This is a genomic window from Glycomyces xiaoerkulensis (assembly GCF_002798405.1).
GTDB lineage: Bacteria > Actinomycetota > Actinomycetes > Mycobacteriales > Micromonosporaceae > Glycomyces > Glycomyces xiaoerkulensis.
Map to the genome: position 1 here is coordinate 1 of NZ_PGGV01000028.1, position 19,610 is coordinate 19,610.

At 71.4% G+C, this 19,610-nt stretch carries 20 protein-coding genes; 3 read left to right on the forward strand and 17 right to left on the reverse strand.

Translation table 11 applies throughout. From position 1 onward, the window contains the following. Positions 1–33 precede the first annotated feature (33 nt). Entirely contained in the window at positions 34–609 is a 576-nt protein-coding gene (locus tag CUT39_RS10095; RefSeq protein WP_100446146.1) for a TetR/AcrR family transcriptional regulator, read from the reverse strand. A gap of 83 nt (positions 610–692) precedes the next feature. Here CUT39_RS10095 and CUT39_RS10100 point away from each other — a divergent pair, with 83 nt between their 5' ends. Next, positions 693–1,277, forward strand: coding sequence for a dihydrofolate reductase family protein (locus CUT39_RS10100; RefSeq protein ID WP_100446148.1), 585 nt, complete (start codon positions 693–695; stop codon positions 1,275–1,277). A gap of 25 nt (positions 1,278–1,302) precedes the next feature. Here CUT39_RS10100 and CUT39_RS10105 read toward each other — a convergent pair whose 3' ends face one another. Genes CUT39_RS10105 through CUT39_RS10120 form a run of 4 tightly spaced genes read right to left on the reverse strand, consistent with a single transcriptional unit; the run spans position 1,303 to position 5,546 of the window. Continuing rightward, a complete protein-coding gene (locus CUT39_RS10105) occupies positions 1,303–1,971 on the reverse strand; it encodes a response regulator (protein WP_198587034.1) in 669 nt (222 codons plus the stop codon). Then, a complete protein-coding gene (locus tag CUT39_RS10110; RefSeq protein ID WP_157930590.1) occupies positions 1,964–4,120 on the reverse strand; it encodes a sensor histidine kinase in 2,157 nt (718 codons plus the stop codon). The genes CUT39_RS10105 and CUT39_RS10110 overlap by 8 nt, the downstream gene beginning before the upstream one ends. 10 nt (positions 4,121–4,130) lie before the next feature. Next, positions 4,131–4,985: a hypothetical protein gene (locus CUT39_RS10115; protein ID WP_100446152.1), complete on the reverse strand. Its 855-nt coding sequence runs from the start codon at positions 4,983–4,985 to the stop codon at positions 4,131–4,133. Positions 4,986–5,039: 54 nt separating this feature from the next. After that, complete coding sequence (locus CUT39_RS10120; RefSeq protein WP_100446154.1) at positions 5,040–5,546, reverse strand: NUDIX domain-containing protein; 507 nt, start codon at positions 5,544–5,546, stop codon at positions 5,040–5,042. A 98-nt stretch (positions 5,547–5,644) separates the two neighbouring features. Between CUT39_RS10120 and CUT39_RS10125 the strand changes: the two genes are divergently transcribed. Next, the gene (locus tag CUT39_RS10125; RefSeq protein WP_100446156.1) at positions 5,645–6,469 is read left to right on the forward strand and encodes an HAD family hydrolase; all 825 of its coding nucleotides are present in this window, start codon (positions 5,645–5,647) and stop codon (positions 6,467–6,469) included. Positions 6,470–6,577: 108 nt separating this feature from the next. Here the strand turns inward: CUT39_RS10125 and CUT39_RS10130 are convergent, their stop codons facing one another. From CUT39_RS10130 to CUT39_RS10160, 7 genes are all read right to left on the reverse strand, one after another. After that, positions 6,578–7,765 (reverse strand): RtcB family protein, encoded by a 1,188-nt coding sequence (locus tag CUT39_RS10130; RefSeq protein ID WP_100446158.1) that lies wholly within the window; start codon positions 7,763–7,765, stop codon positions 6,578–6,580. A 123-nt stretch (positions 7,766–7,888) separates the two neighbouring features. Next, positions 7,889–8,800 (reverse strand): arginase family protein, encoded by a 912-nt coding sequence (locus tag CUT39_RS10135; RefSeq protein ID WP_100446160.1) that lies wholly within the window; start codon positions 8,798–8,800, stop codon positions 7,889–7,891. A 135-nt stretch (positions 8,801–8,935) separates the two neighbouring features. Next, the gene (locus CUT39_RS10140; protein WP_100446162.1) at positions 8,936–9,868 is read right to left on the reverse strand and encodes a tetratricopeptide repeat protein; all 933 of its coding nucleotides are present in this window, start codon (positions 9,866–9,868) and stop codon (positions 8,936–8,938) included. 47 nt (positions 9,869–9,915) lie between these two features. Then, entirely contained in the window at positions 9,916–10,395 is a 480-nt protein-coding gene (rnhA, locus tag CUT39_RS10145; protein ID WP_100446164.1) for a ribonuclease HI, read from the reverse strand. 10 nt (positions 10,396–10,405) lie between these two features. Further along, a complete protein-coding gene (locus CUT39_RS10150; RefSeq protein WP_100446166.1) occupies positions 10,406–10,987 on the reverse strand; it encodes a TMEM165/GDT1 family protein in 582 nt (193 codons plus the stop codon). A 171-nt stretch (positions 10,988–11,158) separates the two neighbouring features. Further along, positions 11,159–12,376: an MFS transporter gene (locus CUT39_RS10155; RefSeq protein ID WP_232805693.1), complete on the reverse strand. Its 1,218-nt coding sequence runs from the start codon at positions 12,374–12,376 to the stop codon at positions 11,159–11,161. Beyond that, a complete protein-coding gene (locus tag CUT39_RS10160) occupies positions 12,373–13,596 on the reverse strand; it encodes an MFS transporter (protein WP_100446168.1) in 1,224 nt (407 codons plus the stop codon). Before CUT39_RS10160 ends, CUT39_RS10155 begins: the two co-directional genes overlap by 4 nt. A gap of 70 nt (positions 13,597–13,666) precedes the next feature. Here CUT39_RS10160 and CUT39_RS10165 point away from each other — a divergent pair, with 70 nt between their 5' ends. After that, positions 13,667–14,821, forward strand: a complete 1,155-nt coding sequence (locus tag CUT39_RS10165) for an ROK family transcriptional regulator (RefSeq protein WP_232805694.1) — start codon at positions 13,667–13,669, stop codon at positions 14,819–14,821. Positions 14,822–14,830: 9 nt separating this feature from the next. Here CUT39_RS10165 and CUT39_RS10170 read toward each other — a convergent pair whose 3' ends face one another. From CUT39_RS10170 to araB, 5 genes are all read right to left on the reverse strand, one after another. After that, a complete protein-coding gene (locus CUT39_RS10170) occupies positions 14,831–15,076 on the reverse strand; it encodes a CsbD family protein (RefSeq protein ID WP_100446172.1) in 246 nt (81 codons plus the stop codon). Positions 15,077–15,176: 100 nt separating this feature from the next. Then, a complete protein-coding gene (locus tag CUT39_RS10175) occupies positions 15,177–15,647 on the reverse strand; it encodes a GNAT family N-acetyltransferase (protein WP_100446174.1) in 471 nt (156 codons plus the stop codon). Positions 15,648–15,757: 110 nt separating this feature from the next. After that, complete coding sequence (gene araA / locus CUT39_RS10180; protein WP_100446176.1) at positions 15,758–17,254, reverse strand: L-arabinose isomerase; 1,497 nt, start codon at positions 17,252–17,254, stop codon at positions 15,758–15,760. Beyond that, positions 17,254–17,946: an L-ribulose-5-phosphate 4-epimerase gene (locus CUT39_RS10185; protein WP_100446178.1), complete on the reverse strand. Its 693-nt coding sequence runs from the start codon at positions 17,944–17,946 to the stop codon at positions 17,254–17,256. Before CUT39_RS10185 ends, araA begins: the two co-directional genes overlap by 1 nt. After that, entirely contained in the window at positions 17,943–19,607 is a 1,665-nt protein-coding gene (gene araB / locus CUT39_RS10190; protein WP_100446180.1) for a ribulokinase, read from the reverse strand. The genes CUT39_RS10185 and araB overlap by 4 nt, the downstream gene beginning before the upstream one ends. Positions 19,608–19,610: the final 3 nt, after the last annotated feature.

The following is a 19,610-nucleotide window of genomic DNA, read 5'->3' on the forward strand; positions in this document are numbered from 1 at the left end:
GGCGACCGTGTTCCGTTCGCTTCGTATGGGGGGTCATTCCGGTGGGACGATCCGGTGGACCAGCGCAGTAACGAGGGCCTCGGCCCTGGCCTGGTCGAAGAGGTCGGGGAGCGTCAGCCGTTCCACGATCAGCCAGTTCAGGGCCAAGTAGAGCTCAACCACCGTATCGGCGTCCCCGGGCATGCCCGATTGCAGATGGAAGTCGATGTTGTCCTGGAGGTTCGCGCGGATCTGCTCCGTGAGCACCGCCCGCAGCTCGGGGCGGCGGGTGGCTTCGAGGCGCAGCTCCATCATGGCGAGGTAGCCCGACCGGAAGGCGGTGATCCGCCCGACCAGCTCCTGCATCAGCCGGTCCACCGACTCGCGCGTCCGCGGCAACGCAAGCGACTCGCCCATCGCCTCGGACCCGGGATCGAGCCGTTCGAAGACCCGCCCCCCGACCTGAGTCAGGAGCACGTCGCGGCTGGGGAAGTAGTTGGAGGCGGTGCCGGTCGGCACCCCCGAGCGCTGGTCGACGGCCCGGAAGGTGAGCCCGCGGGCCCCCTGGTCGGCGAGGACTTCGATCGCGGCGTCGATCAGGGCCGTCCGGCGTTCGGGGTTCTGGCGCATCGCTCCACTCCTCGGTTGAAACCACTTCGATCATAGTGCTATGGTGAAATCACTTCAGTCATAGTACTTCAATTGGAGTGGTTATGAGCGAGCAGGCTCGGAGCCTGACCTACTACGTCGGTGCGTCCGTCGACGGCTACATCGCCGGACCGGACGGGCAGTTCGACTGCTTCCCGGTCGAACCCGATGTCCTGGCCGCCATGAACGAGGTACGGCCGGAGACCGTCCCCACCGCTTTCCGCGAGACGATCGGCCTCGCCGACGCCCCCAACCTGAGCTACGACACCGTGCTCATGGGCCGGGGCACCTATCTGCCCGGATTGGAGGCGGGCCATCCGAGCCCGTATGCACACCTGCGGCAGTACGTCTTCTCGAGCACACTGGACCCGGGCCTCACCTCGGAGGTGACCTTCGTCCGCGACGACGCCCCCACGTTCGTGCGCCGCCTCAAACAAGAGGCAGGCCGGGGGATCTGGCTCTGCGGCGGAGGGAAACTCGCCGCCGCGCTCATCGACGAGATCGACCAGATCGTCGTCAAGCGCTACCCGCTCGTCCTCGGCGGCGGGATCCCCATGTTCGACGGCCCCTACCAACCGAGCCGCTTCGACCTGGCCGAGAACCGAACCTTCGACTCCGGAACGGCGATCCAGACCTACCGGAAGGCGTGAGAGCGGTTCCCTCGCGGCCGGTCCGTCACCGGTCGCGGCCGAGGCCGCCCTCGCGCGCCTTCACGATGGCTTGGGACCGGTCGGCGACGTGGAGCTTGGCGAAGATGCTCGAGATGTTGTTGCTGACCGTCTTGGGGCTGATGTTCAGGCGCAGGGCGATCCGGGAGTTGTCGTATCCGGACGCCACCAGGTCGAGGATCTCCCGCTCCCGGTCGGTCAGCTCACTGAACGGGGTGACGGCCAGGCCCTGGTGGTCGGCGCGCCGGAAGAAGGCGGTGAGGCGGCGGGCCACGGCCGGCCCGAACCGCGCCTCGCCGGCGGCCGCCGACCGGATGGTCCGCAGCACCTCCTCCTGGTCGGCGCCCTTGAGCAGGTAGCTGCGCGCACCGGCGCACATTGCGGCGAACAGCGAGCCGTCGTCCTCGAGCATCGTCAGCACCACGATCGCCGCATCGGGACGTTCGGACACGATGCCGCGGGTGGCGTCGACGCCGTTCATCTCCGGCATTCGCAGGTCCATCAGCACCACATCGGGGTCGGTCTCGCCGACGACCCGGAGCGCCTCGGCGCCCGTCCCCGCCTGGCCGACGACCTCGGTGTCGGCCGCCTCCCGCAGCAGGGCGACCAGGCCCTGCCGGAACAGGCGGTGATCGTCCACGACCACCACCCTGATGGGCTCCGGGTCCTCAGCCATCGGCGCTCACCTCCGGTCGCGCTCGCTCGGGAAGCTCTGGTCCGCGGTCGGCCACGGGCAGGTTCGCGACCACCTCGACGCCTCCGGCGGCCCCGGGAGCGGCCGAGAACGTGCCGCCCAGCTCCTCGGCTCGCTCCCGCATCGACGTCAGGCCCACCCCGGGCCGCGGCACCACGGGCAGGCCGATCCCGTCGTCGATCACGCGCACCACGAGCACGTCGCCGTCCAAAGTGAGCGTGACCGTGCACGAGTCGGCGCGGGCGTGCCGCAGCACGTTGGTGATCGCCTCCCGCGCGATGTGCCACGCGGCGACCTCTACGGCCGCGGACAGGTCGCCCAACGGGTCCGGGTCGGTCCGCACCCGGATCGCGACCCGTCCGGTGGCGTCCAGTCGCGCCACTTCGGCGACGAGTGCACCGGCGAGCCCCAGCTCGTCCAGCGCCGGTGGACGAAGCTCGTTCACCAGGCGGCGGACCTCCGCCACCAGGTCCTGGACGTCGCGCTTGAGGGTCGCGACCATGTCGCGCGCGGCCCCGGGATCGTCGGCCCCGATCCGGTTGGCGACCGTGTCGAGGGCCATCGCCTGCGCCGCCAGGGACGGGCCCAGCCCGTCGTGCAGGTCGCGGCGGAGGCGCCGCCGCTCCTCCTCCCGGGCGGCCACCAGATCCTCGCGGGCGCGCTGCAAGTCGAGCTGGAGGCGCGCCGCCGCCGCGACCGCGCCCGCCTGGTAGGCGACGTCGGCCAGCACCCTGCGGTCCGACGGGTGGAGCGGCTCGCGCACCGAGCGCGCGGCGACCAGCAGCCGCCCCACCTCCGCGTCGGCGTGGATCAGCGGCAGGGCCAGCGGCTCGCCGTCCAGGACGTGCCGCGACCCGGACTCGGCCCGCAGCAGTTGGCCCGCCCGCTGGTCGAGTTCGACCGCGACCCACGGGAGCCCCAGCGAGGAGGCCACGCTGTCGACGAGGGTCTGCAGCGTCTCGGCCGGGCCGCCGGCGCGGGCCATCGCCGTACCCAGTTGCGCGAGCACTAGGTACGGATCGTCCCGCCGGCCGAACATCACCCGGTTCACCAGCTTCTGCAGCCGTCGCCGCGCCGGCTCGAACGCCACCGCGAGGGCCGCGATCGCGACCAGGCTGAGACCCCGGCCGGTCGCGTCAGGCACCAGCGTGCCGATCCCTGCCACGAGCAGCAGGTACGCCGCGAACACGGCGACGGTGAGCAGGCCGTAGACGACGGTGCGGTTGATGACCCGGTCCACGTCGTACATCCGGTACCGCAGCACGCCGAAACCGAGACCGACGACGAACAGCAGGGTGGCCGCCGGACCGACCACCTGAAGCACCGGCCCCAGGCCGGAGTCGATCGACAGCAGCTCGGCGAGCACCACGTCCACCATCGACGCGATGACCAGGAAGCTGATCAGCACCAGCGGCGCCAGCGCCCATTTGATCTGCTGGCGCACGGCGGCGTCGGCCCCGCGCCACCGCTTCCGGAGGCAGCCCAGCGCCGCCACCGCCGAACCGACCACGGTGAGAATCCACCAGACGCCGCTGACGGCGAAGGGGATCGAGAGCACCCCGGTCGGGTTCGCGGGCGGGTCGGCGACGCCGATGAACCAGTCCTCCACCGGGCGCTCCATCAGCATGAACACCGCCGCCCAGGCGAGCCAGGAAGCCGCCGCCAGCCGCAGGGCCAGGCCCCACCGGCCGGGAAGGGGGCGGCCGTCCGGGAACAGGCCGGGGAGCAGCAGCATGACCAGCGCCATCCCCGGAGCAATCAGCAGGTCCTGCCACCAGGCCGCCGCCAGGCCGAGCGGTAGGCCCGCGCCGGGCGAGACGATGAGCGCCTGCAGGGCGTAGAGGGCGACGGCCTGCCCCGGTGCCAGCACGACCGCCCCGACGAACATCAGCAGGCCGTATCGGTGGGAATGGTCGCGGAGCAGCACCAGTCCCCCGATCAGGGCCAGGGCGAGCTTCGTGAACGGCGCCACCCAGTCGCCGGGGAAGACCACGTCGCCGCCGAGGTCGGCGCCGGCGATGCCCGGCAGCAACGCCCAGCCCGCGACCGACCAGGCCGCGACCCAGATCCAACCCGCGGCGACGCCCGGCCGGACCCATCGACCGGGACGCCGCGTGGCTGTACGCTCCATCTTCAGCAGCTTACGCGGGTCGGGCCCGGCGCGTTCGGGCGACGATCGCGGCCGCGTAGGCGAGGCCCCATGCGGTCGCGGCGACGGCGAACGGGATCCACAGCGCCGAGGGCGCCCCGGGAAAGACCAGGCCGTGGGCGCCGATGAGGATCGAGGCGATCGCGGCGTACCAGGCCGGGAGCCGCCATCCGCGGTGGTCGGTCGCGCCGATCACCGCGCCCGCCGCGATCAGCACCGCCGCCCATGCCATGAGCGCCCAGTGCTCGGGCTCGGTATGCGGGCCGTCGGAGCCGACCTGCCGCACGGCGTTGACCACCGCGAACGCGAGCCAGGGCGCCGCGGCGAGCACGGCCAGCCCCAGTTGCGGCCGGTCGAGGCCGGGCCGGGTGCGCAGGAGCCACCGCGCCGGGTGGAGCACCGCCAGCGCGGCCACCGGCATGAACCAGGTCCACTCCTGGATCAGCCAGTCGGTGAGCGTGCCATGGAGGCCGAACACCACCAGCGCGGTGGCCGATGAGACGCACAGCAGCAGCATCGGGGCCACGCGCCGCTCCGGCCGCCGCAGTTGGGCCAGCAGCGGCAGGAAGGTGCCCCAGGCGGTCAGCCCGATCGCGAAGTAGTGGGTGCGGTGCTCGATGAGGCCCGAGGCGTCACCGGATTCGGAGAACATCGCCACGAGGGTGTCGGTCGGCAGCCACATCAGCGGGAGTTCGAGGAGCCCGAAGCCCGACATGGCCAGCATCCAGAGGGTGAGGACGACGGCCACCACGCGGAAGGCGATCCGCCGCCCCCGCGGGACGGGCGGGTCCGCGGTCGTGTCGTCGTCGGCCGCCGAGGGCTCGGGCCGGGTGAGATCGTGTGCCATGACGCATCCTTTCGTCGACGTCATGGACAGGTTGCGGCCGATCCGTTCCCGGCGTCACGGGTGCGCGCCCCCGATCCGCCCGGGAATTCCCCCCTCGGCCGGAGCGGCGGTGAAGCGCTCGACGGCGCGGTCGAGGTAGCAGTCGAGTCCCCAGTCGATGCCCGCGGCCGCGACGGGGCGGAATTCGCAGCGGAAGCGCAGGCCGTCGTCGCCGTCGCGGCTGGAGACGAGGTGTTCCCACGCGTCGCGGGGCTCCGAGGTCGACAGTCGGCTGTAGGTGTCGACCTGCCGCCGCTCGCGGGCGTCGGGGGTGCGCTTCAGGGTGCTGCCGAGGACTTCGCCGAAGGCGAGCCCGGTCGCACCGGTCTCTTCGGACGCCTCGCGCAGGGCGGCCTCGCCGATCGTCTCGTGCGGCAAGGCGCCGCCGCCGGGCACCTGGACCCCGGCTTCGGGGAAGTCCAGGTGAAGGATCACCAGCACCTCGACGTCGCCGCCGTTGGTCCTCAGCACGTAGGAGGTGACACGCTGTCTGAACTGGAGCAGTTCCGTTCCGGTGGGCATCAGGACAGTCTTGCGGCGCGGGCGGTGCGCGGCAACGGGATTTCGAGCGCGCGCAAAGGCGGTTGCGGGCCTGACCGTCGCGCCGGGATACTCGTTGCGTGCACGACTGCAGAGTGATCGCCACCGACCTCGACGGCACGCTCCTCGACCGTCGGCGTCTGCTGTCCGAACGGAACCGCAAGGCCCTCATGGCCGCCCGGGCACGGGGCCTCACGGTCGTGGCGGTCACGGCCCGCACGCCCCGCGGCCTGGCGGCCGTGGACGGGCTGACCGGCGCGGTCGACGCCGCGATCTGCAACAACGGCGCGATCCTGTTCGAACCGGGAACCGACCGGATCGAGGTACGGCACACCATCGATTTCAGCACCGTGACCGAACTGCACCGGCGCCTGCGGAACGTGCTGCCGCAGGCTTCGTTCGCGATCGAGACCGGCGGCGCGGTCCTGGCCCAGAGCGCCCACGTTCCTGCGGGGCCGCACTACGACGACCCGTGGTACCGCGTCGACACGCTCGAAGAGGCACTGGCGCAGGCCGACGCCGTGGTCGAGTACCGGGTCCTCGACCGCGCCACCGGCGGCCCCGGCATGCTGCGGGCCGCCGGAGACGTCATGGTCCCGGGCGTGGTGCGGTGGTCCTGGGGCAGGTTCCCGGTGCTCGAATACAACGCCGAGGCGGTCAACAAGGGCGATGCGCTGGCGGCCTGGTGCGCCGAGTGGGACATCGGCCCTGAGTCGGTGGTCGCCTTCGGCGATATGCCCGCCGATGCCCCGATGCTGGCGTGGGCGGGCCGGTCGTACGCCGTGGCCGGAGCCCAGCCCGAGGCCGTCGCGGCGGCCGACCGGTGGGCCGGACCGAACGACGACGACGGAGTGGCTGAAGCCATCGAGGCCATCCTGGAGGAATCCGGCCCACCGGGTTCCTGACCGAAAGCCGTTGCTGCTATGCGGATACGGGCGTTGGCCGGCGGGGTCGCGTCCCGCAGCCCGTACGGGCTGCGGGACGTCGGATGCGAGAGTCGGGCCTCGTTCGGTTCAGCCCTTGACGCAGACGACCTGGCGCAGGCGCGCGGTGATCTCGACCAGGTCGGACTGGGCGGCCATGACCTCGTCGATGTCCTTGTAGGCGGCCGGGATCTCGTCGACGACCTTGGCGTCCTTGCGGCACTCCACCCCTTCGGTCTGGGCGGCCAGGTCCTCGGCGGAGAACCGCCGCTTCGCGGCACTGCGGCTCATCTTCCGTCCGGCCCCGTGCGAGGCCGACTCGAAGGCGTCGCCGTTCCCGAGCCCGCGCACGATGAAGCTGGATGCGCCCATCGAGCCGGGGATGATCCCCATGTCGCCCTTCGCGGCGCGGATCGCGCCCTTGCGGGTGACCAGCAGATCCCGGCCGTCGTGGGCTTCCTCGGCCACGTAGTTGTGGTGGGCCGAGATCTCGGTGTCGAAGCGCGCCCTGGGGAACCGCTTCTTGACGGCCTTGCGCAGCAGCGCCGCCATGACCGCCCGGTTCCGGCGGGCGTATTCCTGCGCCCAGAACAGGTCGCGCCGGTAGGCGGTCATCTCCGGGGTCTCGGCCACGAATACCGCCAGGTCCTGGTCGGGCAGGTCGGCGTTGTGCGGCAGCCGCTTGGCCCGCTCCATGTGGTGCCGCGCCAAGAGATTGCCGATGTAGCGGGAGCCGGAGTGCAGCATCAGCCACACCTCTTCATCGTCAGATAGACATACCTCGATAAAGTGATTTCCCGAGCCTAGCGTGCCGAGCTGCTTGAGCACCCTGGCCTCGAGCCGGCTGGAAGCCGACGGGGCCAGGTCGCCGAAGGACTTCCAGAACTCGTGCCAGCCGTGCAGTCCGGTCTTGAGGCCCTTGACGTCCAACGAGCGCTTGTGCGAGGCCTGGCCGACCGGGATCGCCGCCTCGATGTCGGCGCGGAGCCGACCGAGGTCATCGGGCAGGTCCGAAGCGGTCAACGAAGTCCGCTGCGCGGTCATGCCGCAGCCGATGTCCACTCCGACCGCCGCCGGTGACACGGCTCCGCGCATCGCGATGACCGATCCCACCGTCGCACCGATTCCATAGTGAACATCCGGCATGACGGCCACTCCGTGGACCCACGGGAGCTTGGCGATGTTGTGCAGTTGCGACTTGGCCTGCGGCTCAAGTGAGTCGACGTCGCCCCACAAGCGGATCGGGGCCGCGCCGGATTTGAGAGAGGTGAAGGACATGGCGGCACTCCTTTCGGGAACGGATTCGGGGACAACGGGCCTCGTCGTTGGAACAATGGTCCTATACGAAGGATGCGACTTCAACGCGATTAATCGAACCGACCACATAGGCTGAATCGGCCGCTACTGGAGCGACTCCACGAGCATGTCGGCCAGCGCCGCGGCGTACTCGCCGTCGGGGTCGTAGTCGGGGTCGAAGACGGTCAACTCCATCCCGGCGCAGCGTTCGTCGCCGGCGCAGGTGGCGACGATCTCGCTCAGCTCCCCCACCGAGATGCCGCCGGGGGCCGGGCCGTCGACCGCCGGCATCACCGAGGGGTCGAGCACGTCGGCGTCGACGTGCAGCCAGTACGTCGCCACCTCGCCCATCGCTTCGAGCGCCCACTCGGCCGAAGGCGCCACGCCGCCGGAGCGCAGTTCGGGGACCGTCCGCAGGGACACGCCCGTGGCGCCGAGCTCGACCCGGTGGGGGTCCTCGGTGCGCAGCCCCAGCATCACCAGGTGCTCGGTGTCGACGTAGGGGCGCAGCCCGCCGATGTCGGTCAGATCCGGTTGGCCCCGGCCGGTCGCCAGCGCCAGTTCCTCGGCGGCCGCGGCGCCGACGTACTTGGAGTTGCCCGGGTGCCGGAAGTCGGAGTGGGCGTCGACGTAGACCAGGCCGCGGTGCTTGCCGTCGCGTTCGGTCCTGCGGCGGGCGGCGAGCGCCGGGCCCAGCAGGATCGAGCAGTCGCCGCCGAGCACGAGGGGGAAGTGCCGTTCGCGCCAGAGGTGTTCGACGCGGTCGGCGAGGCGGCGGGTGTACTCGGCGATGGCCTCGGCCTGGCCGACGCCGTCGCCGGGGCGCCAGCCGGAGGCGTCGAACCGGGGCGCGGTGAGGCAGCCGGCGTCGATCGCGTTGAGCCGCCGGACGATGCGGTGGTCGCGCAGCGCCCCCGGTGCTTTGGAGCAGCCGGGGACGGTGTGCGGGGTCGGCGGCCGCAGTCCCAGGTTCGACGGCGCGTCCAGGACGGCGACGCGTCTGGCTCTGGTAGCCACCGGCGCTCACCTCCTGGACACGACCGCGCTCGCGTGCCGCGAGTCGGCACCGTACCGCCCGGATAGCTAATCACAGAGAGCGGCGCGATACCAGGAGAGGCGTTGTGCGTGTCACACGTTCGAGCAAGCCTGCGCTCAGAACAGGACCGTGCTCAGTTTGCGGCGGGCCTTGGTGACGGTGGGGTCGTCGGCTCCGGCGATCAGGAACAGTTCGACCAGGCGCTTGCGCACCCGTTCGCGGTCGTCGCCGGCGAGGCGGCCGATCTGCTGGATCAGCCGGTCGTAGGCCTCTTCGGCCTGGCCGGAGAGGACCTGGAGGTCGGCGGCGGCCAGCGCGGCGTCGACGTTGGCGGGGTCGTCGTCGGCGACGCGGACCGCGTCCTGCGGTAGTGCGCCGGCGCGGCGCAGCATGCGCACCTGTGCGAGTCCCGCATCGGCTTCGGACGAGCCGGGATTGTTCTTGAGGTATTTGTCATAGGCGGTCTCGGCGGCGTCGAGGTTGCCTTCGGCCATGAGGTCGGCGGCGGCGGCGAGCTCGGAGTCGACCGGTTCGGGGACGTCGACTCCGGCGGATTTGGCGAGGCCGCCGATCCATTGGCGCAGGCTCTGCTCGTTCTGGGCGCCCTGGATGGCGTCGACCGGGCGGCCGCCGGCGATGGCCACGACGGCGGGGATGGCCTGGAGTTGGAGGGCGGCCGCGAGCTGCTGGTTGGACTGGACGTCGGCCTTGGCGAGGGTCCAGGCGCCGCCGTCGGCGGTGGCGAGCTGCTGGAGCAGGTCGCGCAGTTGGACGCTCTCGGGCGACTGGTCGGCCCAGAAGACGACGAGTACGAGCGTGTTGAGGGACCGTTCGAGGACCTCGCTCTGCACGGTGGCGTCGGTGACGTCGATGGTGATGGCTCCGCTGGGCGCACCGCCGGATCCTGCGGGTGCGCCGCCGGGTTCGCCTCCGGGGGCCTGCCGTCCGGCGCCTTGGGGAGCCGGGGGCGCCTGCTGCTGTTGCTGCTGCGCGAGGGCGCTCAGGTCAACGGCGCTGCCGGAGAATCGTGACGGTACGTTGTCGCTCATGGTCGCAATTGTTCCATTCCGGTTGGTGACCTGCTACCGGGGCCGATTCAGCGTCGCCCGCGCCTCGTTGCGCCGGCGGCCTCGTCCCGGCCTTTGACGGCGAGTCGGTCGGCGCGCTCGTTGCCGGCGTCGCCGGCGTGGCCGCGGACCCAGTGCCATTCGATGTCGTGGCGGGCTGTGGCCTCGTCGAGGCGCCGCCACAGGTCGGCGTTCTTGACCGGCTCCTTCTTGGAGCTGATCCAGCCGTTGCGCTTCCAGTTGGCCATCCAGGAGGTGATGCCGTTGCGGACGTATGAGGAATCGGTGTAGAGGTGGACCTTGGCGGGCCGCTTGAGCGCTTCGAGGGCCTTGATGGCGGCGGTGAGCTCCATGCGGTTGTTGGTGGTGGTCTCCTCGGCGCCGTAGAGCTCCTTCTCGTGGTCGCCCCATTTGAAGTAGGCGCCCCAGCCGCCGGGGCCGGGGTTGCCCGAGCAGGCCCCGTCGGTGTAGATGACGGCGCTGTCCTGGTGTTCGTCCGATTCCGGCATGGTGGCAAGCCTATCCCGTGAGGGCGATGAATGCCTCGACGCCCAGGACGATGCCGAGGCCGATGAAGAGGGCGGTGGATATCAGGCGGACGGTCTTGGGGGCGATCTTCCGGGAGATCCAGGCGCCGGCGAAGACGGCCAGGAGGTCGGCGGCGACCATGCCCGCGGTGGCGCCGAGCCACACGCCCCAGGGATTGAACTGGCTGCCGAGGCCGATGGCGAAGAGCATGGTCTTGTCGCCGAGTTCGGCGAGGACGATGGCGCCGGTCACGGTCAGCAGCCCGGATTTGCGCTCCTTGATCGGGTGAACCTCGTCGTCGTCCTCGCCGCGGAGGGTCCACAGGCCGAAGGCGATGAACAGGGCGGCGGCGCCGAGTTTGATCCAGTCGGTGGGCAGGAGGCCGCCGGCGGTGGCACCGATGCCGACCGAGACGCCGAACAGGAGCGCGGTGGCGATGACGAGTCCGGCGATGACGCTGCGGAGCCGGTAGCGGGCGGCGAAGGACATGGCCATCAGTTGGCTCTTGTCGCCCATCTCGCCGATGAAGATGAGTCCGAAGCTGGCTGCGGCGGCGGCCAGGAATGCTTCCATCGGGGGTGATCCTCCCGTTTCGGGCCGGGAGAGGGCGGCGTCGACCTCGACCCGGCGCACGGCCAGTGGTCGAAGGTCTCGCTCGCCTCGCGGTTCGAGGCCGCGCGGCCGGGCCCTCGGGCCAGTGTGTCGACCGCGGCATTGGGAGCTACTCCCCTTCAGCGTCGGCAACTATACGCCGGGAGGCGGCCCCGCGGTAGCGGCGGCTTCGGCCTGTGACGTGCGTTGCCGCAGCAGGCGGCGGACGGCGACCGGACCGGCGAGGGCGATGACGACGGCCAGCGCGGTGGGCACCAGGAGGCCGGCGGTGAGGTCGGTGGCCTCGGCGATGTAGCCGACGGCGGCCGGGCAGATCAGGAACGCGGCCGAGCCGCACATGCTCATGGCGGCGAGGTCGGAGCCGGTGCCGCCGGCGGCGCCGATGGCGCTGAACATGACGGGGATGAGGATGGCCGAGCCGGCTCCGGCGAGGATCCAGCCGGTCCAGGCCAGCGGGAGTCCGCCGGCGGCGGCCGAGGCGATGACCAGGAGGTATCCGGCGAGGGTGCAGGTCCCGGCGGCGAGGAGGGATCGTGCCGGGCCGAGTCGTCCCCGGATGGGGTCGCCGAGGAGGCGGAAGACGGTCATGGCGATCAGGAAGACGGTGTAGGACAGGGGCGCGTGGGCGTCGTCGGCGTGGAGGACGCGGGCGGCGTGGAGGTTGGCCCAGTCGGCAGCGCCGGCTTCGACGAAGGCGGAGCCGAAGGCGATGACGGCGGCGACGGCGAGCAGGGCGGGTCCGAGGCCGACGGGTCGGCCGTCGGGGCGGGTGCCGTTGGCGTGCGTCCGGGGTGGGGGCAGGAGCGGGGCGGTGCAGAGGCCGAAGACGACGGCGGCGACCACGGCGGTGCCGATGAGCATGGCCTGGTAGCCGACGCCGAGGCTGAACACGAGGACGGCGAAGGCGCCGGCGGCGGCGCCGCCGAGGCTCCACAGGCCGTGGAAGGAGGAGACGATGGGTCGCTCGTAGCGGCGTTCGAGTTCGACCGATTGGGCGTTCATGGACACGTCGACGAATCCGATGCCGAGTCCGTAGAGGGCCGCGCAGGCCAGGAGGGTCTGGTAGCTGGGGGCGAGGGCGGGCACGATGAGCAGGGCCTGGGCGGTGGTGCCGGCGTAGCGCAGGACGGTGCGGCTGGAGAGGCGGTCGCAGAGTCGGCCGGCGGCGATGATGGAGCAGAGGCTGAACAGTTCGACCACGAGCAGGACGATCCCGAGGCGGGCTTCGCCGAGGTCGAGTCGGCCTTCGATGGCGGGGTAGGCCGCCGGCCACGCGCCCATGACGAAGCCGGAGGTGGCGAAGCAGCCGAAGACGCCGAGGCGGGCGCGCCGCATCCGGGGTGTGGTCACCGGATCAGGGTGGACTCCCGGCGAGCGCTCTCCTCACCGGGGGTGGGGCGGTGTAGCAGGCGGCGCATCGTCACCGGTCCGGCGACGGCGATGATCAGCGCCAGCAGTGCCGGGACCATGAGTCCGGCGGTGAGGTCGGTGGCCTCGGCGATGTAGCCGACGGCGGCCGGGCCGAGCAGGAGGCCCGAGGAGCCCGAGATGGAGATGAGGGCGAGGTTGGAGGGGGTGGCTCCGGCTTCGCCCATGGCGCTGAACAGGACCGGGACCATGACGGCGATGCCGGATCCGGCGAGGAGCCAGCCGGTCCAGGCCAGTGGGAGCCCGCCGGCCTGTCCGGAGAGGAGGACGAGGGCGTATCCGGCGGTGGCGAGGACGGCGGCGGCCATGAGGGCGCGGCCGGGGCCGAGTCTGGCGCGGATGGGGTCGCCGGCGAGGCGGAAGGCGGTCATCGCGCAGCCGAAGACGGTGTAGGAGAGCGGGGCGAGGGCGTCGTCGGCGTCGAGGACGCGGGCGGCGTGAAGGTTGGCCCAGTCGATGGCGCCGGACTCGATGAGGTGGCTGCCGAGTCCCAGCACGAACACGGCGGCCAGCAGGAGCGCGCCGATGCGGGCGGTGCGGGCGGGGGCGTCGCCGCCGGGGCCGGTGGCGTGGCCCGGTGGGGGCAGCAGCGGGCGGGTGAAGGCGGCGAACAGGGCGGCGCAGGCGATCGCGGTGATCGCCAGCATGGCTTGGCTGCCGAGGCCGATGGTGAGCCCGAGGGAGGTGAGGGCGCCGGCGGCGGCGCCGCCGAGGCTCCACAGGCCGTGGAAGGACGACACGATGGGCCGCTCGTAGCGGCGTTCGAGCTCGACGGAGTGGGCGTTGAGTCCGACCTCGACGAAGCCGACGCCGACGCCGTAGACGACCGCGCAGGCCAGGAGGGTCTCGTAGGTGGGTGCGATCGCGGGGGCGAGGAGGACCAGTTGCGCGGCCGGGCCGGTCCGGCGCAGGAGTGCGCGGGTGGTGATCCGGTCGGCCAGTTTTCCGGCGGCGTACATGGTGGCGACCGCGACGAGCTGGATGAGCAGCAGGGCGGTGCCGAGGCGGGCCTCGCCGAGGCCGAGGCGGGCGTCGACCGAGGGCAGGGCGGCGGCCCAGGCGCCCATGACGAAGCCGGAGGTAGCGAAGCCGCCGAAGACGCCGAGGCGGGCGCGCCGCAGGGTGGTGGTGTGGGGGTCCATGTCCGTCCTTGGAATGCGCTATTTTTGTTCTCGGTGAGAACATAACATGGGCTCTGCGATACTGCCACACATGCCGACCATGACCAGCGCCGACCTCCGCATCCACAACCAGGTCCGGCTGCTCCGCGCGGTCCACGACGCTCCGGAGCCGCTCACCCGTGCCTCGGCGGCCCGGCGGATGGCGATCGGCCGCAACACGGCCGCCGCGCTGGTCGGCGAGCTGGAGGAGGCGGGCCTGCTCCACGAGGTCCCGGCCGAGTCCGGCGGCCGGGGACGGCCCACCACGCGGCTGGTCCCCCACCCCGCCGGACCGATCGCCTTCGCCGCCGACGTCAGGGAGGACTCCTGGACGCTGGCCGCCATCGAACTCGGCGGCGCGATGCGGGTGCTGGACACCGGCGAGCACGACCGGACGCCGGGGGTCTTCGCCGAGATCCGGGAGGCGGTGCGGCGCCACGCCACCGGCCGGCTCGCGGCGCTGGGCATCGCCATGGCCGGACCGATCCGGGACGGGCGCCGCCTCCACATCTCCCACCTGGGCTGGGACGAGGTCGACCTCGACGAGCAGCTCGGCGCGGACCTGCCGCCGACGGCGGCCGACAACGACGCCCGGCTGGCCGGTCTGGCCGAGGCCAGGCGCGGCGCCCTGCGCGGGGTCGGCACCGGCCTGCACTTCCACATCGACTTCGACATCGGCGGGACGCTGCTGCTCGGCGGCGGCGCGCAGCGCGGGGCGCACAACATCGCCGGCGAGTTCGGGCACATGCCGCTGACCGGATCGCCGCTGCGGTGCATGTGCGGTGTGCAGGGGTGCTGGAGCCTCGACGTCGGCACCAACGCACTGATGCGGCACTTCGGCGAGGAGCCCGGCTACGGGGCCGGGCGCGGGTTCGCCCGCCGGGTGCTGGAGCGGGCCGACGACGGCGATCCCGAGGCGGCCCGGGCAGTAGACCGGAACGCCGCAGCGCTCGGGCGGGGCCTGGGGGCGCTGGCGAACGCGCTCGACCCGGAGGCGATCAGCCTCTCGGGCCTCGGCGTCGACCTGCTCCGCCGACGGCGGGAGCGGGTCGAGGAGGCGTGCCGGGCCGGGCTGATGGAGTTCCGGCGGGCCGAGCCGCCGCGGATCGTGGAGGGCACGGTGGGCGAGATCGGGCCGCTGCGGGGCGCGGCCGAGGTCGCCTTCGACGCGATCCTCACGCCCGAATGGCTGCGGCGGCGGCTCTGACCCGCGTCGTCATCGGTTGCGGTGCTCGCTCTGGCGCTCGCCCTGGCCGCTGCCCTGGATCTTCTCCTTGGCCTCGTGGGCGGCGCGGGAGGCTTTGTCGCGCACGCCGTGGGCGGCCTCCTTGGCCTCGCCGGCCATCTCCTCGCGCTGGCCTTCGGCCTCGAGCTCCTCGTCGTCGGTGGCCTCGCCGACCCGCTCCTTGGCCCGGCCCTTCGCCTGCTGGGCCTTGTCCTTCGCCTTGTCGAACCCGCTCATCGGTCCCTCCTCGCATATCGGTGGTGGAGGTCGGGGGTACCCGCTGAGCGCGGCGGCAACCGAAGCGGCGGCTCGAGATGCCCGTCGAGCGTGGGCCGGTTCAGTCGACGGCCGATTCGAGTTGGACCTCTCGGCGCGCGAAACCCTGGCGTTCGTAGAAGCGCACGGCATCGGTGTTCGACGCGTGCGCCGTGACCGACAGTCGTTCGGCCTCCAGTGCGCGCGCCCAGTCGCGGAAGACCGTCGCCAGGCTTCGGCCGATGCCGTGACCGCGGAGGTGCGGGCGTACGTACATGCTGATCAGGACGGCGACGCTCACCGTCCGCATGGCAGAAGGCGGGAGAACTTCCCCGGCCAGGTATCCGGCGTGTCCGGCGGTCTCTGCGACGAGCAGGATCTTCCGGTCGTGGGCGATCTGGTCCCCCAGCCAGGCCCGGGCATGGTGATGCGGCCAGTCCTGGCTGATGGTCGCGTCCCGGGTTCCGGAGTCCTCTGCGAACAAGGCCGCCACATCGGCCTCGACCTGGGCGAGATCGGACGGGCGCGCTCGACGGATGGCTGCGGCATGCATGCGTCCGAGGCTAACAGCGAATCCAACATTTGTCCAATATGGATTATTATATTAATGGAGGCGCGAGAAGAGGGGGCCGGGCTCGCGCCCGGCCCCCGACGCTCGTCGGGCTACAGGCCGCCCTCCAGGTGGTGGTAGACCTGGTTCCAGCGCAGCTCCTGCTTGAAGTCGCGGGCCGTGGTGCCCTCGCCGATCGTCACCAGCTCGATGCCGGCGATCTCGGCGAAGTCCTCCATCACCTCGCGGCCGAAGGCCATCGTGTACGAGGTGTGGTGCGGCCCCCCGGCGGTCAGCCACGACTCCGCCGACGTCTGGAGGTCCGGTTTCGGCTCCCACACCGCGCGCGCCACCGGCAGGTTCGGCAGGTCCTGCTCGGGCTCGACCGTCTCCACCTCGTTGGCCACCAGGCGCATCCGGGTGCCCAGGTCCATCAGGCCGACCGCCAGCGCCGGCCCCGGCGGGGCGGTGAACACCAGCCGCACCGGGTCCTCGCGGTCGCCGATGCCGAGCGGGTGGATCTCGCAGGTGGGCTTGTCGCCGGCGATCGACGGGCACACCTCCAGCATGTGCGCGCCGAGGATCTGCGGGGACTCGGCGCCGAGGTTGTAGGTGTAGTCCTCCATGAAGGACGTGCCGCCCTCGAGGCCGGTGGACATGACCTTCATCAGGCGCACCAGCACCGCGGTCTTCCAGTCGCCCTCGCCGCCGAATCCGTAGCCGTCGGCCATCAGCCGCTGCACGGCGATGCCCGGCAACTGCTTGAGCGCTCCCAGGTCCTCGAAGTTGTCGGTGAAGGCCATCGCGCCCTTCTCCTCGAGGAAGCTGCGCAGGCCCAGTTCGATGCGGGCGGCGTCGCGGAGGGAGGAGTGCCGCTCGGCGCCGGCCCGCAGCTCGGTGGCGACCTTGTAGGCCTGCTCGTACTCGGCGACCAGGTCGTCCACGGCCTTCTCGTCGATCCGGGCCACGCGGTCGGCCAGGTCGTTGACGCCGAAGGTGTTGACCTTCACGCCGAGCTTGATCTGGGCCTCGACCTTGTCGCCCTCGGTGACGCCGACGTTGCGCATGTTGTCGCCGAAGCGGACCAGGTTGAGGTGCTGGACCTCGTGCCAGCCGAGGGCGGCGCGGGTCCAGTTGCCGATGCGTTCCTGCACGTCCGCGTGGGACCAGTGGCCGACGACGGTCTTGCGGCGGTGGCGCAGGCGGGTGAGCATGTACCCGAACTCGCGGTCGCCGTGGGCGGCCTGGTTCAGGTTCATGAAGTCCATGTCGATGTCGGCCCACGGCAGGTCGACGTTGTGCTGGGTGTGCAGGTGCAGCAGGGGCTTCTGGAGCACGCCGAGGCCGGCGATCCACATCTTGGCCGGGGAGAAGGTGTGCATCCAGGTGACAACGCCGATGCAGGAGTCGTCCGTATTGGCCTCCAGCATCACCTGGCGGATCGCCTCGGGCGTGGTCAGCACCGGTTTGGCCACCACGTCGGCGGGGATCGCTCCGGCCGAGTCCAGCGCCGCCACGATGTCGGCCGAGTTGGACGCGACCTGCTCGATCGCCTCCTCGCCGTACAGGTGCTGACTGCCGGTGACGAACCACAGTTGCTTGCCTTGCATTACTTCTCCTCCGAGGGCGCCGGTTGCTGGCCGTAGACGTTCTGGTAGCGGTCGTAGAGCTTGTCGATGTGCTCGGGGGCGATCGGCACCGGCTCCCCCACCTGCCGAGCGATGTGGACGGTTCGGGCGACGTCCTCGGTCATCACCGCCGCCTTGACGGCGGCCTTGGGGCCGTCGCCGATGGTGAACACCCCGTGGTTCTGCATGATCACCGCCGGGGAGCGGTGCCCGCGGAGCGTCTCCACGATGCCCTTGCCGATGGCGTCGGATCCGATCAGCGCGAACGGGCCGAGCGGGATCTCGCCGCCGAACTCGTCGGCCATGGCCGTGAGCACGCACGGGATCGGCTCGGCGCGGGCCGCCCACGCGGTGGCGTAGGGGCTGTGCGTGTGCACCACGGCGCCGACCTCGGGCATGAGCTGGTAGACGTGGTTGTGGCTCTCGGCGTCGCTGGAGGGCTTGAGGTCCCCGTCGAGGACGTTGCCCTCCAGGTCGGTCACGACCATGTTCTCCGGTTTCAGGTCGTCATAGGACACGCCCGAGGGCTTGATGACGATGATGTCGGTGCCCGGGACCCGTCCGGAGATGTTGCCGCTGGTCCAGGTCACCAGGCCCCAGCGGAGCAGTTCGGCGTGCAGCGCGCACACCTCGGCCTTCATGGCCTCGATCTCGGGAGTGGTCTCGAAGCTCATTTGTCGGCCTCGCTCGCGATCTTGTGGAGCTTGTGGAGGGCGTCCGAGCCGCCGCGCCCGAAGTGGTCGTGGAGCTCGGCGTAGACGGCGTACAGCTCATCGTAGGCGTCGGCGCGGGCCTGGTCGGGTTCGTAGGCGTGCCGCTCGACCTTGCCCATGGCCTCGGCGGCGGTCCGGATGTCCGGGTAGGCGCCGGCGGCGACGGCCGCGTGGATGGCCGAGCCGAGCGCCGGGCCCTGTTCGGAGGTGAGGACGGTGATCGGCAGGCGCAGCACGTCGGAGTAGGTCTGCATCAGCCACTTGTTCTTGAGCAGACCGCCGGCGGCCACGAACTCCTCGATCGGCACGCCCGAGGAGGTGAGCGTCTCGACGATCATGCGGGTGCCGAACGCGGTCGATTCGACCAGCGCCCGGTAGACCTCCTCGGGCTTGGTCGCCAGCGTCAGGCCGACGATGACGCCCGACAGGTCGTGGTCGACCAGGACCGAGCGGTTCCCCGAATGCCAGTCGAGCGCGACCAGGCCGTGCTCGCCGACCTCCTGGCGCGCGGCCAGCTCAGTGAGGAGCTCGTGGATCGAGATCCCTCGCTCGTCGGCCTCGGCCTGGTAGGAGGCGGGCACGCTGTTGCGGGTGAACCAGGCGAAGATGTCGCCCACGCCGGACTGGCCGGCCTCGTAGCCCCACAGGCCCGGCACGATTCCGTCGCGGACCACCCCGCACATGCCGGAAGCTTCGGTGAGGTCCTCGCCGTTGACGACGTGGCAGGTGCTGGTGCCCATGATCGCGACCATCTGGCCCGGGCCGACGGCCTTGGCGCTGGCGGCGGTGACGTGGGCGTCGACGTTGCCGACGGCCACGGCGGTGCCCTGGTTCAGGCCCGTCCAGCCTGCGGCCTCGGCGCTCACGCCGCCCGCGCGGTCGCCCAGGGGCGACAGGGGGTGCTCGAGCTTGTCGTTGAAGTCGGTGAAGTCGGGGTTGAGCGCGGCCAGGAAGTCGCGGTCCGGGCGCTTGCCGTCCTGGTAGATGCCCTTGTATCCGGCGGTGCAGATGTTGCGGTTCTCTTCGCCGCACAACTGCCAGATGATCCAGTCGGCGGCCTCGATCCAGCGCTCGGTGCGCCGGTAGATTTCGGGATCCTCCTCCAGGAGCTGGAGGCCCTTGGCGAACTCCCACTCGCTGGAGATCTTGCCGCCGTAGCGGGGCAGCCAGTCCTCTCCGCGCTCGGCGGCGACGGCGTTGATGCGGTCGGCGTGCGGCTGGGCGGCGTGGTGTTTCCACAGCTTGGGCCAGGCGTGCGGGCGGTCGCGGTACTCCTCGAGCTCGCACAGCGGCGTGCCGTCGGCGAGGGTGGGGAGGATGGTGCAGGCGGTGAAGTCGGTCGCGATCCCGACGACCTGGTCGGCGCTCACTCCGGCCGCGGAGAGGGCCTTGGGGACGGCCTGGCGGAGCACGTCGCGCCAGTCGTCGGGTGACTGGAGCGCCCAGTTCCGGGGCAGTCCGACATCGGTTCCGGGGAGCTGCTCTTCGATGCTGCCGTGCCGGTAGACGTGCTCGGCGCTGGCGAGTTCGCGGCCGTCGTCGACGGCGGCCACCACTACTCGCCCCGAGAGCGTTCCGAAGTCGATCCCGATAGCAACGGCATCCTTGTCGCTGCCGCTCATGAG

What these genes read in the sequence shown, in the direction of transcription:
- CUT39_RS10095 (WP_100446146.1), bottom strand. Translation starts at nt 609, where the DNA reads ATGCGCCAGAACCCCGAACGCCGGACGGCCCTGATCGACGCCGCGATC.
- CUT39_RS10100 (WP_100446148.1), top strand. Translation starts at nt 693, where the DNA reads ATGAGCGAGCAGGCTCGGAGCCTGACCTACTACGTCGGTGCGTCCGTC.
- CUT39_RS10105 (WP_198587034.1), bottom strand. Translation starts at nt 1,971, where the DNA reads ATGGCTGAGGACCCGGAGCCCATCAGGGTGGTGGTCGTGGACGATCAC.
- CUT39_RS10110 (WP_157930590.1), bottom strand. Translation starts at nt 4,120, where the DNA reads ATGGAGCGTACAGCCACGCGGCGTCCCGGTCGATGGGTCCGGCCGGGC.
- CUT39_RS10115 (WP_100446152.1), bottom strand. Translation starts at nt 4,985, where the DNA reads ATGGCACACGATCTCACCCGGCCCGAGCCCTCGGCGGCCGACGACGAC.
- CUT39_RS10120 (WP_100446154.1), bottom strand. Translation starts at nt 5,546, where the DNA reads ATGCCCACCGGAACGGAACTGCTCCAGTTCAGACAGCGTGTCACCTCC.
- CUT39_RS10130 (WP_100446158.1), bottom strand. Translation starts at nt 7,765, where the DNA reads ATGTCCTTCACCTCTCTCAAATCCGGCGCGGCCCCGATCCGCTTGTGG.
- CUT39_RS10140 (WP_100446162.1), bottom strand. Translation starts at nt 9,868, where the DNA reads ATGAGCGACAACGTACCGTCACGATTCTCCGGCAGCGCCGTTGACCTG.
- rnhA (WP_100446164.1), bottom strand. Translation starts at nt 10,395, where the DNA reads ATGCCGGAATCGGACGAACACCAGGACAGCGCCGTCATCTACACCGAC.
- CUT39_RS10150 (WP_100446166.1), bottom strand. Translation starts at nt 10,987, where the DNA reads ATGGAAGCATTCCTGGCCGCCGCCGCAGCCAGCTTCGGACTCATCTTC.
- CUT39_RS10160 (WP_100446168.1), bottom strand. Translation starts at nt 13,596, where the DNA reads ATGGACCCCCACACCACCACCCTGCGGCGCGCCCGCCTCGGCGTCTTC.
- CUT39_RS10165 (WP_232805694.1), top strand. Translation starts at nt 13,667, where the DNA reads ATGCCGACCATGACCAGCGCCGACCTCCGCATCCACAACCAGGTCCGG.
- CUT39_RS10170 (WP_100446172.1), bottom strand. Translation starts at nt 15,076, where the DNA reads ATGAGCGGGTTCGACAAGGCGAAGGACAAGGCCCAGCAGGCGAAGGGC.
- CUT39_RS10175 (WP_100446174.1), bottom strand. Translation starts at nt 15,647, where the DNA reads ATGCATGCCGCAGCCATCCGTCGAGCGCGCCCGTCCGATCTCGCCCAG.
- araA (WP_100446176.1), bottom strand. Translation starts at nt 17,254, where the DNA reads ATGCAAGGCAAGCAACTGTGGTTCGTCACCGGCAGTCAGCACCTGTAC.
- CUT39_RS10185 (WP_100446178.1), bottom strand. Translation starts at nt 17,946, where the DNA reads ATGAGCTTCGAGACCACTCCCGAGATCGAGGCCATGAAGGCCGAGGTG.
- araB (WP_100446180.1), bottom strand. Translation starts at nt 19,607, where the DNA reads ATGAGCGGCAGCGACAAGGATGCCGTTGCTATCGGGATCGACTTCGGA.